We start from the raw sequence: 12,479 nt of genomic DNA, 5'->3' as shown, positions 1-12,479 counted from the left end.
GAGATTATTTCTAAAGGATTTGATTTGTAAAAATAAACATTAAATTCATTTTAATTTTAACATCATCATTTTTTTAAACAAGTTTCTTAGAATTTTGCCATGCTTTAATCGAGTTTTATTAAATTTATTTTTTAGATTTAAATTGCCTTTGAGATATTTTTGTTAATATGTTTTATAATAAATTTTTAATTTTATTTCTTAAAGCTTTCAATGTTCCATTTTTTTCTTTGCCTGAAGCCCCATAAGTTTAAAACTTGTTTCAATGCTTAGTGCCACCAAAGCAAAAAGCTTGAGTAAATCCTCCTCATTGTTTGCACCGATTACGCGATTTTCATTATAAAATTTATGAAAATTCGTAGCAAGATTTTTAAGATAATCCGTAATTTTATGTAGAGCTCTTGTTTCAAAAGCATCTTTTAAGACACTTTCTAGATTAAGGCTTTCAAAGGCAAGATTAATGCCCTCATCGCTTAAAGAATCAAAATTCGCTTGAGTTATATCTTTTATATTTTTATTTGCCTTAACAAAAACTTGATTGATTCGAGCATAGGCGTAGTTTATATAGAAGATAGGATTTGAATTGTCTTGTTTTTTAAGGTCATTAATGTCAAATTCTAAGTGTGTATCGCATTTTTTACTTAAAAAAATAAATCTTAAAGCGTCTGCACCAATTTCGTCTAAAATTTCACTCATTAAGATGAAATTTCCAGCTCTTTTACTCATTTTGTAGGGCTGTCCGTCTTTTAACAAAGATACCATTTGTGCCAAAATGATTTCAAGTTTATGAGAATCAAAACCTAAAAATTCCATTGCAGCTTTCATTCTAAGGATATAGCCATGATGGTCAGCACCCCAAATATTTAGGCATTTATCATAGGCTCTACTCATCTTATCTTTATGATAAACAATATCAGCAGCAAGATAAGTCCCGCTTCCATTTTCCCTTACAATAACCCTATCCTTTTCATCACCTTTTTGCGAAGAAGCCAACCAAATTTTACCTTCTTTTTCATAAATTCCTTTATGTTTTTTTAAAATTTGCAAGGTTGAATCCAGAGCATTATAATAAGATTTTTCGCTGACATAATTTTCGATTTTAATCCTTGCTTGCTCTAAATTTTTAACAATGACTTCAAGCATTTTATCCTTAGCCCAATCCGCTAAAAGATTTATGTTTTCTTCTTTAAAAAAATCTTTATCAAAATGTAAAAAAGCCTCTTGAGCCAAATCCTCGATATATTCTCCTTGATAGCAATCTTGTGGATATTCTAAATTTTGCTTAAAATGTAAAATTTTTACCTTATAAAAAACTGAAAGTCCTAAGAGATGGATTTGATTGCCCGCGTCATTGATATAATATTCTGTATCAAATTTAAAACCTAAATGCCTTGCAAGTCTTGCAAGAGTATCACCAAAAATTGCTCCCCTTGCATGTCCTATATGCAAAGGACCTGTTGGATTTGCACTGACATATTCAAGCAAAAAACTTTGCTTTTGTTTTTTACCTTTTGTGAAATTTTGTGGTTCTTTTAAGGCTGAATTTGCAAGAGTATTTAAAAAATCTTTAGAAATTTTAAAATTCAAATATCCCTTAACCGCTTCAACTTTCTCAAAACAAGCATTATTTTGAAATTTTTCAGCCAATTCTTGTGCGATGAGCAACGGGGCTTTTTTTAATTCTTTAGCCAAAGTGAAAGCTAAAGGCGTAGCAAAATGAGCTAAATTTTTATCTTTAGGATTTTCTAGTATAAAATCTCGTTTTAAAATCTTTTTTATCTCTTCAAAAATCAGCTCTTTCAAAACAAATTCCTAAGCTTTTTTATTTTCATCTAAATTTGAATTTTGCTCGGCATTTGTATGATTTGGTTTTTCTTCTATTTTTTGAGTGTTTTTTGTAAGCTCATCGTCAGTATTCATCTCGTCTTTAAAAGTTTTAATCCCTTTACCCAAACCCTTAGCAAGTTCTGGAATTTTCTTAGCTCCAAAAAGCAACACGACTATTAACAAAATAATCAACCATTGAGTTCCGCTTGGCATATGCATTTTATTCTCCTTTATTCCATAGTGTTCGAATTTGCTCTAAATTTTGACCATCTGTTCTTATTTTTTGCGTTATAAGAATGGATTTTAAAGCCTCGTAACTCTGCTCTAAATTCTCATTGATAATCAAATAATCATATTTATCAAGTTCTTTCATTTCAAGTCTTGCATTTTCTAATCTTTGTTCTAAATGTTCTATTGTATCAGCATTTCGCTTAATAAGTCTTTTTTTTAATTCTTCTTTATCTTTAGTTATGATAAAAACAGAAACAATTTTTTCATCAAGTTTTTCAACAATCTGATGAAAACCTTGCACATCAATATCAAAAATGACGATTTTTCCTTGACTTAGAGCTTCTTGGGTTTGTTTCAAAGAAGTGCCATAATAATTTTGATGCACCAAAGCCCATTCCAAAAAATATCCATTTTTTATGTCTTGTTGGAATTCATCTTGAGTGATAAAATGATAATGCTCCCCGTCTTTTTCGCCATTTCTTGGCTTTCTTGTTGTAGAAGAGATAGAAAAATAAAGCTCATCTTTAAATTCAGTAAAAAGCTTTGATAAAAGCGTGGATTTACCCACACCACTAGGTCCTGAAATCACTAAAATAAAACTCAATTCTTATCCTCTTCAAAGCTTATTTTAATGTTTATATTCATATTCATACCCTTTAAAGCAGCTTTTAACGTATCGTCTTTAATACTTGAAGCAATGGTTTGTGCTATGCTATGACTTAGTTCATTAACAATTTCATCGCCTTTTTGCATTTGAGTTTCATTTGTTTGCACACTAGAACTTTCATCTAATAAATCTTCTTGATTTTGACCTATATCATTTGTCTCCTCTTGACTGACTTCCTCACCTAAAGCTTTTTGAATCTCACTTTCTTTTAAACTATCAAAATCATTTGACTCAAGGCTTGGTATAACAAGCTCTTGGTCGCTAATACCTAATTTCTCATCATTTAAATTTAAAATAGGCTCATCTTTAAATTCCTCTAAAACCTTGCTTCCATCTTCTGCATCATCAAGTTCAGCTAATTCAGCTAATTCCTCTTTGATTTGTTCTTGGGCGGTCAAATCATCGTTAATTTCATCTTTTGGCTTTGAAATTTCATCTTCGATAAATGGCAGAAAATCCTCCTCTTCAGAACTTTCTTTTTCTTGCCCTAAGAATTCAGCATCTTGAGGCAAATCATTAAAATCTATTTGTTTTTCTTGTTCCTCAACAGAAAAAGCTTCCTCTTCAGAAATTTCATCTTGTTTTTCCTCTTCTTTAGTTTCACTTATTTGAGCAATTTCTTCTTGATTTTCTAATGCCGTATCTGCTAAATCTTCTTTAAGCTCTTGATTGTCCTCAATATTTTCTTTAAGTTCTTCTTTATTTTCTTCACTTTCTTTAATCTCTTCTTCGGCTGTTGTCTCTTGTGAATCTTGCTCTAAATTTTCTTCACTTTCATCAAATGTTTTTATTTCTTTTTCTACGCTGTCTTTTTCAATTTCACTTTCAATTTCACTTTGATTTTCCACTTGAACTTCATCTAAAATTTCATTTTTTTCCTCATTTAAATCTTCGTTTGAATTTAAGCTTTCATCTAAATTTAAATCCTCTAATTTATCCTCTTTATTCTTTTGTGTTTCTTTAGCTAAAGCCTGTTCTTCTTCATCTAAAGAAAGGCTTTCTAAGCTTAGTTCATTTTCTGTTTTGTTATCATCAGGCAAGTCATCTAAATTGAGTTCTAAATCATCTAAATTAAGCTCTAAATCTTTATAAGAATCAGATTCATCAATTGCTTCAACCGCGATAGAATTATCAAAATTAGTTGCTTTGGTGCCAAATAAATTTAAAAAATCTGTAGGTAAAAAAGGTTTGTGTAAAATTTGAGCTTCAACATTATAATCTTTGTCTCTTGGAGCTAAGAAAACAAGCTGATTGCATTTTTCTTTTAAAGCTTTTAAATCCACTTCTGTATCATTATCTACAATAATCATATCGTAAGTTCCAAGCTCATCGCTATAAGCGGTAGCTTCTGTAACTTCATAAGACATCTTTTGTGCACTAAGGTTAATAAGTCTTGATACCATAGGGTTTTCATTTAAAAGTAAAATTTTCATCATTTATCCTTTAAATATAAGTCTGCATATTTTACGATATTTTATCTTTAGCTTACATAAAGAATAAACTTTGCATGTTTGAAAAAACTTTAAGTATGAGTTCTTTAAAATATTCCATCATTACAAGTAAAACTGCAATCATAACAACAAATCCTAAAGCAATCTTAATAGGATAGCCCACGACTAAGAGGTTAAATTGTGGCATAGTTTTCATTAAAATTCCAAAAATCACATCAGAAAGCAAAGAAATCGCTAAAATAGGAAAAGACATAGTAAAACCGATAATGAAAACATTAAACATTCCTGTGTTAAGGTATTGGAGTAAATTTTCTTTGGGATAAAAGACTCCTAAATTAATATATCCTAAGCTTTTAGATAAAAATAAAAGCATTAGATGATGTCCATCAAACATTAAGAAAAAAAGCAAGGCGATGAGATGAAGAATTTGAGAGACAATAGGCATATTAATGCCTAAACTCGGATCCATAACGCTTGCAACCGTAAAACCCATATTAAAAGAAACCTGCTCTCCTGCCATCATAATGATTGCAAAAACAAGCTGCAACATAAGCCCTGCTATCATTCCAAAAAGCACCTCACTTAAAAGTTGCAAGATAAAAAAACTATCAAGATGTAAAATTTCTAATTTTGCTAAGGGATACAAATACATTGTAAGAAATAATGCGAGTGTGGTTTTAATCATCAAAGGGATGTTATTGTGTGAAAAAAAAGGGAAAAAAACTATCAATCCGCTCAATCTTGCAAACAAAAGCATAAAAGTCGCTACATTTTTATCGCCAAGATAATTAACAAATTCCATTTGTATTTAAATTATAAGTTCTATCGCAAAAACTTGCAAGTTTAGAATCGTGAGTCACGAAAAACAAAGCCGCATCATTCTTTTTGACATAATCAATCAAAAGCTCAATGACATTTTTTGCATTTTCAAAGTCCAAATTTCCCGTTGCCTCATCAGCAAAAATGATTTTAGGTTTTTTACAAAGCACTCTAGCAATGCTTACACGTTGTTGCTGTCCTCCACTAAGTTTGCCAATTTTTTGATTTAAAAGTTTATAGATACCAAGTTGATTTAAGAGTTTTTTGTCCAAATTTTCGCCCGATAAAACACTCGCAAGTTCTATATTTTCAAAGGCTGAAAAACCTTTAAAAAGATAATGGGTTTGAAAAATAATGCCAAAATCGTAGCGACGTATTTTGACCCTTTCGTTTTCGCTTAAATCATAAAGTTTTTGATTTTTATAAAATACCACACCCTTTTTAGGTTTCAATAAAGAGGATAAAATATGTAAAAGTGTGGATTTTCCACAACCACTGCTTCCTTGTATAGCGATGCAATCTTTAGAATTTAAATTGAGATTTAAATTTTCAAAGAGCGGATAGTCAAAACAATGGCTGATTTGCTCCGCTCTTAAAAGTTCCATTTTTAACCAATTTGTGCAGCCACTTCAGCAGCAAAATCTTCGCTTTTTTTCTCCAAGCCTTCACCCACTTCAAAACGAATGAATTCGACAATCTCAATCTTTCCGCCATATTCTTTTTCTTTTTCAGCAATCACTTGCTCAATGGTTTTCTTATCATCCATTACATAAAATTGTCCCATTAAAGTGAGTTTGCTATCGAGTTGAGAATTATCAGCAATAAAGCTATTAAGCTTACCCGGTATAATATTATTCCAAATTTTTTCAGGCTTATTTTGAGCCTTAAGTTCAGCTTTAATTTCCTCTTCAACCTTTTTTAAAATTTCATCATTAAGCTGTTTGCGACTCGCAAATTGCGGAATTTTATGTTCAGGTTTATTTGGATCTTTAAGTCTGCGTCTTTCTTCATTTTCTTTTTGAAGTTCTGCAACTAAAGCTTTGTATTCATTTTCTATAAAATCCATATCAAGTTCTTTATAGCTTAGAAAAAGTGGTTTCATCGCAGCAATATGCATACAAAGCTGTTTTAAAAAGCCTCGAGCTTTTTGAGCAACCTCATCATTTTCACAAGCAGCCGCGATAATCACTCCTACGCGTCCATTTGTGTGGATATAACCATTGACAACGCCCCTATCTCCAGCTTTTAAGGTTGCAAATCTCCTTACAACCAAATTTTCTCCTATAGTTGCAATTTGACTCTTTAAATATTCTTCAAATTTAACCCCATTAATCACACTTGAATGCAATTCTTCAACATTTTGCAAACTTTTATTTTGAATGTGAGCTGTGGTATCTTGTGTTAAAGCAATGAATTGCTCATTTTTAGCAACGAAATCTGTTTCAGAATTAATCTCACTCACCGTTGCACTCTTATAATCTTCGCTGATTTTAACACTTACAAGACCTTCAGCCGCTAGACGATCTGCTTTTTTTGCTGCTTTTCCCAAACCTTTTTCTCTTAAAAGTTGAACAGCTTTTTCAAAATTTCCCTCTGTTTCTTTAAGGGCATTTTTACAATCCATCATCCCAGCACCTGTGCTTTCGCGTAATTCTTTCACCATTGCAGCAGATATTTCAGCCATTATTTTTGCTCCTCTTCAAAATCTTCTTCACTCATTGCTTCTTCTAAAAGCTCTTGTTTTTCATCATCACTAATTTCTTCTTGATTTTCTTTTGAAAGCTCGGTTGTGCCATCTTGCTCTCTTAAAGCTTTTCCTTCGTTGATTGCTTCAGCCATTTCTTGACAGAAAAGTTGTATAGAACGAATCGCATCATCATTTCCCGGAATCGGATAATCAACTAAATCAGGGTCGCAGTTTGTATCTAATGGAGCAACAACAGGAATTTTAAGGCGATTTGCCTCTTGCACAGCAATTTTTTCTTTCACTGTATCAATCACAAAAATCATATCCGGTTGAGTTTTTAAATACCTAATCCCACCAAGATAAGCAAGAAGTTTTTCTTTTTTTCTCTCAAGCATTAAGGCTTCTTTTTTGGTTAAAAGCTTCATACTTCCATCTTCTTCCATTTTTTCTATGACTTCTAATTTTCTAATGGATTGTCTGATAGTGTCAAAATTTGTCATCATACCGCCAAGCCAACGATGATTGACATAAGGCATACCGCATTTTTCAGCGTATTCTTTAATGGCTCCACTTGCTTGTTTTTTAGTGCCGACAAAAAGTATGGTTTTACCTTCTGTTGCAGCGTCTCGAACGATATTATAGGTGTATCTAAAATATCTTAAAGTTTTTTGCAAATCAATGACATAAATGCCTTTTCTTTCACCAAAGATAAATTTTTTCATCTTTGGATTCCATCTTCTTGTTTGATGCCCAAAATGCACACCGCATTCGAGCAAATCTCTCATACTAACCATAAATTTTTCTCCTTATAATTTAGCTTTTTTCCTCCACATCCTTTTATATATCAAGCTAAAAGGAATAGATGTGTGTGAAATAAAACTTTTATTTTATCATAATCAAGTTTATATTTTTCTTACTTCGCAAAATAAAATCAAATATTCTTAAAATTTTGATACAGAAAAAATATTGTATTTTAAAAAATTTTTGAGCTATTAAAACTAAAAAATAATAAATTCAAATAAATTCAAATAATTAAAAATAAATATTTTCTTAAATTTTAAGTGTTAATTCGATAAGATTATGATATTAAATTAACACGCTAAAGTTGTGGATTTTTAGCAAAATAATGCCAAATGAAAGTTATGCAAATGCAAAAAGAACATTTTGATTTAGACCTTGAAAGAGCAATTTTAAATGCTTGTTTATATAGTGAAGATGCTTATTTAAGCATAGCTTCAGATATTGAAGTGAATGATTTTAGTCTTAAGGCTCACCAAGAAATTTTTAAAGCTATGATAGCTTGCATTAACGCACAAGAGCCTATTAGTGTGAGTTTTTTGAAAAAGCATAAAGAACTTGATGAGCAAGTTTTAAACGAGATTATGGCGACTCCTTCTGTGGTTGATTTGGTAGCTTATGCTAAAGAACTCAAAGAAAAATCCATCAAAAGACAACTTTTATCCTTTGCCCAACTTTTACCAAGTAAAATCAACCAAGATCGTTCTGTCAATCAAATCACTGATGAAATTTCAAAAGAGCTTTTTGAATTAAGCAACAGAACCCATTCAAAAGACATTAAAAGCGTAGAAATTGTTTTAAATGAGCTTTTAGAAAATTTTGCGAAATTAAAAACAGAAAACACAAATCATAAAGGTCTTATAGGGCTTGATACGGGATTTAAAGAGCTGAATTTTGCGACAAAAGGTTTTAAGGGTGGTGAGCTTGTGATTATAGCGGCAAGACCGGGTATGGGCAAAACGACCTTGTGTTTAAATTTTATTGAAAAGGTTTTAAGACAAAATAAAGGTGTGGTAATATTCTCACTTGAAATGCCTGCAACTCAAATTTTACAAAGAATGCTTGCTGCCAAAACTTCTATTCCTTTACAAAAGGTTCTTGTAGGAGATTTAAATGATGATGAATGGGAAAGAATCGGCGATGCTTGCAATGAATTCAATAAAAAGGATTTTTTTATTTATGATAGCGGTTATGCAAGCATTAATGAGGTGCGTTCGATTTTAAGAAGATTAAAGTCCGGGCAAGAAAATATTGAACTTTGCGTGATTGATTATATAGGACTTATGATGAGTGATTCTTCTTTGGATAGGCATTTACAGGTGAGTGAAATTTCTCGCGGATTAAAACTTTTAGCTCGGGAGTTAAATATACCCATCATAGCACTTTCGCAACTCAATCGTTCTTTAGAAAATCGCTCTAATAAGCGTCCTATGCTTAGTGATTTGCGTGAAAGTGGAGCTATAGAACAGGATGCTGATGTGATTTTGTTTGTCTATCGCGATGAGGTTTATCGCGAACAAGAAGAAAAAGAGCGGGAAAATAAAGCCAAAGCAGAAAATAAATCCTATCAAAGAACTTTTATCCCTAATCTTAAACAAGAAAAGGCTGAAATCATCATAGGCAAAAATCGCAATGGTCCGGTTAAAACCATAGATGTGCTTTTCTTAAAGGAAGAATCGCGTTTTGCAGATGTTACAAATGAATCAAATTTTCAAGAGGAAGAATTTAAGAACTAAAAAAGCTCAAATGATTTTTTGTTAATTTGTGAATTAAGGTAATTATTTTATAATTTTATGAAATTTTAATTGAGAATTTGAGTAAAAAACTCAAAAAAGTCGTTATAATTTTATCTGTATTTTTTTAAGGAAAAACAATGAAACAAATCAGTGGTTCGCAAATGATATGCGAGGCTTTAAAAGAGGAAAAAGTTAGTGTTGTTTTTGGCTATCCCGGAGGTGCAGCTTTAAATATTTATGATGAAATTTATAAACAAAAATATTTTAAGCATATTCTGGTGAGACACGAACAAGCCGCTGTCCATGCTGCAGATGCTTATGCAAGAATGAGTGGTGAGGTTGGAGTGGCTGTTGTTACAAGTGGTCCGGGTTTTACAAATACCATTACAGGACTTGCCACAGCTTATAGCGATTCCATTCCTTTGGTTTTAATTTCAGGGCAGGTTGCTAATTCTCTCATCGGCACAGATGCCTTTCAAGAAATTGACGCAGTAGGAATTTCACGTCCTTGTGTGAAGCATAATTATTTGGTAACCCATATTGAAGAATTGCCCAGAGTATTAAAAGAAGCGTTTTATCTTGCAAGAAGTGGTAGAAAAGGACCTATTCATATCGATATTCCTAAAGATGTGAGTGCAATTTTAGGGCATTTTGATTATTCTAAAGAACTTGTTATGAAAACCTACAAGCCTACTTTTAAGGGCAATGCAAAGCAGATTAAAAAACTTGCAGGACTTTTAAAAGAAGCAAAGAGACCCTTGTTTTATTTAGGGGGTGGCTGTATCGCTTCAAATGCGAGTGAATCGATTAGAGAGCTTGTCAAACTCACTCAAATTCCAGCCGTTGAAACTTTAATGGCTTTAGGCACTCTAAGAAGTGATGATAAACTCAATCTTAAAATGGCAGGAATGCACGGAAGTTATGTTGCAAATATGGCTTTGAGTGAATGCGATTTGCTTGTGTCTGTGGGAGCAAGGTTTGATGATAGAATCACGGGAAAAACAAGTGAATTTGCAAAACAAGCTAAGATTGTTCATATTGATATTGATCCAAGCTCTATTTCAAAAATTATCAATGCTCATTTTCCGGTGGTGGGCGATGTTGAGCAGGTTGTGAGTGAGCTTTTAAATGAGCTTAAAAAAGAAAAATTTATTCCTCAAAGTAAAGAATGGCTAGAAATTCTTAAACGTTATGATAGTATTTATCCTTTAGTCTATGAAGATAGTGATGAGGTTTTAAAACCTCAATGGGTGATTAAAGAATGTGCAAAGCTTGCTCCTGAAGCAAGAATTATCACTGATGTGGGACAACATCAAATGTGGGTGGCACAATTTTATCCGTTTAATTATCCAAGACAATTAGCAACCAGCGGAGGTCAAGGAGCTATGGGGTATTCTTTACCTGCAGCTTTAGGGGCAAAATTAGCAGTTAAAGAAGAAGTGGTCATTAATTTCGCAGGAGATGGGGGAATTTTGATGAATATCCAAGAATTAATGACAGCATATGAATATGGTATCAAAACAATCAATATTATTTTAAATAATGCTTTTTTGGGTATGGTGCGTCAATGGCAGAGTATGTTTTATAATGAGAATTTTTCAGAGACGGATTTGAGTTTGCAACCTGATTTTATAAAAATTGCTGAAGGTTTTGGTTGTAAGGGTTATAATATCCACACTAAAAAAGAATTCACAAAGGCTTTTAAAGAAGCATTAAAAAGCGATAAAAGCACACTTTTAAATGTAGTTATTGATCGTTTTGAAGATGTTTTACCTATGGTTCCAGCAGGAGCAGCGATTTATAATATGATTTTGCCAAAATTAAAGGATAAAAAATGAGAAGAGTTTTATCAGTCATTGTTTTAAATGAGCATGGCGTTTTATCGCGTATTGTAGGACTTTTTTCTGGTAGAGGTTATAATATTGACTCTCTTACGGTTGCTCCTTTATCTGGCGGAGAATTTTCTCGGGTTAATATTGTAACTTCGGGAAATGAAAGAGTTTTTGAGCAAATTGTAAAGCAACTTCACAAACTCATTCCAACCTATAAGGTCATAGAAAGTGAGGAATTTATAGAAAAAGAAATGGCTTTGGTTAAAATTCCTTTGAGTGAAAATTTAGGCGGACTTGATGCGGTTTTAAAAGCCTATAATGGCACGATTGCAAATAGCAATGAAAATTTTTTATTTTTAATGGTTGCTGATGATGTCAATCGTATTGATAATTTTTTAAAAACAATTAAAAAATATAGCCCTAGCGATATAGTTCGCAGTGGTTCTGTTTTAATGGAGATTAAATGAAATTAAAAGAAATTGCAGAATTTTTAAGTTTAGATTATAGGGGTGAAGACTTAGAAATCACGGCTTTAAATTCTTTGCTTAGAGCAAATTTTACAGAGCTGACTTATTGTGATGGTGAGAAAAACATTAAAGATGTTCCCCATACCGGTGCAGGAGCAATTTTAATCAAACAAGAATATGAAAATTTAGTTCCTAAAGATACTAAGGTTTTAATCAGTCCTAATCCGCATTTAAGTTTTGCTTTTTTAAGTAAGCTTTTTGCAAAACCTTTATTTTCTAATGTGAAAGAAAAAAAACAAGACATAGCAAAAAGTGCAAAAATAATGCCAAATGTCTATATAGGTGATAATGTAAATATAGGTGAAAATGTTGTAATTATGGCAGGAGCTTATATAGGTGATAATGTAAGTATAGGTGATGAGAGTATTATTCACCCTAATGTTGTGATTTATAATGACAGCAAAATTGGTAAAAAATGTCATTTGCTTGCAAATTGTGTGATAGGAAGCGATGGTTTTGGCTATGCACATAACAAAAATGGAGAGCATTATAAAATTTATCATAATGGCAATGTGATTTTAGAAGATTATGTAGAAATTGGAGCTTGTGCAACGATTGATAGGGCTGTGTTTAATAGCACCATTATCAAAAGAGGCACAAAAATTGATAATCTTGTTCAAATTGGGCATAATTGTAATATAGGACAAAATTGCCTCATTATTGCACAAACAGGAATTTCAGGTTCGACTGAGTTAGGACGCAGTGTTGTGATGGGCGGACAAAGTGCCACAAGCGGACATTTAAAAATTGGAGATTTTAGCACTATTGCTGCAAGAGGCGGGGTGAGTAAAAATTTAGGAGGTGGAAGAGTTTATGGGGGTTTTCCTATTATGCTTCAAAAAGATTGGCTTAGACTTCAAGCAAAAATTGCTTTGAATTTTAAAGATAAAGATTAAAAAACCATCTC

The 12,479-nt window shown here is 32.1% G+C and carries 12 protein-coding genes; 4 read left to right on the top strand and 8 right to left on the bottom strand.

The features are described from left to right. Positions 1-207: 207 nt before the first annotated feature. From argS to rpsB, 8 genes are read right to left on the bottom strand one after another with little or no spacing between them, the layout of a single operon-like run. On the bottom strand, positions 208-1,800 hold the full coding sequence (argS, locus tag CCUN_RS07515; protein WP_027305124.1) for an arginine--tRNA ligase: 1,593 nt from the start codon (positions 1,798-1,800) through the stop codon (positions 208-210). 9 nt (positions 1,801-1,809) lie between these two features. Beyond that, positions 1,810-2,043 (bottom strand): twin-arginine translocase TatA/TatE family subunit, encoded by a 234-nt coding sequence (locus tag CCUN_RS07510; protein ID WP_027305125.1) that lies wholly within the window; start codon positions 2,041-2,043, stop codon positions 1,810-1,812. 1 nt (position 2,044) lies between these two features. Continuing rightward, on the bottom strand, positions 2,045-2,659 hold the full coding sequence (gene gmk / locus CCUN_RS07505; protein WP_027305126.1) for a guanylate kinase: 615 nt from the start codon (positions 2,657-2,659) through the stop codon (positions 2,045-2,047). Further along, positions 2,656-4,155: a coiled-coil domain-containing protein gene (locus CCUN_RS07500; protein ID WP_027305127.1), complete on the bottom strand. Its 1,500-nt coding sequence runs from the start codon at positions 4,153-4,155 to the stop codon at positions 2,656-2,658. The genes gmk and CCUN_RS07500 overlap by 4 nt, the downstream gene beginning before the upstream one ends. 52 nt (positions 4,156-4,207) lie before the next feature. Next, the gene (gene fliR, locus CCUN_RS07495) at positions 4,208-4,975 is read right to left on the bottom strand and encodes a flagellar biosynthetic protein FliR (RefSeq protein WP_027305128.1); all 768 of its coding nucleotides are present in this window, start codon (positions 4,973-4,975) and stop codon (positions 4,208-4,210) included. Then, the gene (locus tag CCUN_RS07490; RefSeq protein ID WP_027305129.1) at positions 4,962-5,597 is read right to left on the bottom strand and encodes an ABC transporter ATP-binding protein; all 636 of its coding nucleotides are present in this window, start codon (positions 5,595-5,597) and stop codon (positions 4,962-4,964) included. The genes fliR and CCUN_RS07490 overlap by 14 nt, the downstream gene beginning before the upstream one ends. 2 nt (positions 5,598-5,599) lie before the next feature. Then, positions 5,600-6,676: a translation elongation factor Ts gene (gene tsf / locus CCUN_RS07485; RefSeq protein ID WP_027305130.1), complete on the bottom strand. Its 1,077-nt coding sequence runs from the start codon at positions 6,674-6,676 to the stop codon at positions 5,600-5,602. Further along, complete coding sequence (gene rpsB, locus CCUN_RS07480) at positions 6,676-7,473, bottom strand: 30S ribosomal protein S2 (RefSeq protein ID WP_027305131.1); 798 nt, start codon at positions 7,471-7,473, stop codon at positions 6,676-6,678. Before rpsB ends, tsf begins: the two co-directional genes overlap by 1 nt. Positions 7,474-7,827: 354 nt before the next feature. On the opposite strand from rpsB, the gene CCUN_RS07475 reads away from it, so the two are divergent. The 4 genes from CCUN_RS07475 to lpxD all read left to right on the top strand — a co-directional run bounded on the left by CCUN_RS07475 (position 7,828) and on the right by lpxD (position 12,468). Further along, positions 7,828-9,213, top strand: a complete 1,386-nt coding sequence (locus tag CCUN_RS07475; RefSeq protein ID WP_027305132.1) for a replicative DNA helicase — start codon at positions 7,828-7,830, stop codon at positions 9,211-9,213. A gap of 137 nt (positions 9,214-9,350) precedes the next feature. Further along, positions 9,351-11,051, top strand: a complete 1,701-nt coding sequence (locus CCUN_RS07470; RefSeq protein WP_027305133.1) for an acetolactate synthase large subunit — start codon at positions 9,351-9,353, stop codon at positions 11,049-11,051. Next, positions 11,048-11,512, top strand: a complete 465-nt coding sequence (gene ilvN, locus CCUN_RS07465) for an acetolactate synthase small subunit (protein WP_027305134.1) — start codon at positions 11,048-11,050, stop codon at positions 11,510-11,512. The genes CCUN_RS07470 and ilvN overlap by 4 nt, the downstream gene beginning before the upstream one ends. Further along, on the top strand, positions 11,509-12,468 hold the full coding sequence (lpxD, locus tag CCUN_RS07460) for a UDP-3-O-(3-hydroxymyristoyl)glucosamine N-acyltransferase (protein ID WP_027305135.1): 960 nt from the start codon (positions 11,509-11,511) through the stop codon (positions 12,466-12,468). Before ilvN ends, lpxD begins: the two co-directional genes overlap by 4 nt. Positions 12,469-12,479: the final 11 nt, after the last annotated feature.

Origin of the sequence: Campylobacter cuniculorum DSM 23162 = LMG 24588, assembly GCF_002104335.1 — a bacterium.
Taxonomy (GTDB): domain Bacteria; phylum Campylobacterota; class Campylobacteria; order Campylobacterales; family Campylobacteraceae; genus Campylobacter_D; species Campylobacter_D cuniculorum.
The sequence above is the reverse complement of the archived record's forward strand: the minus strand, read 5'-3'. Positions and strand labels throughout refer to the sequence as shown.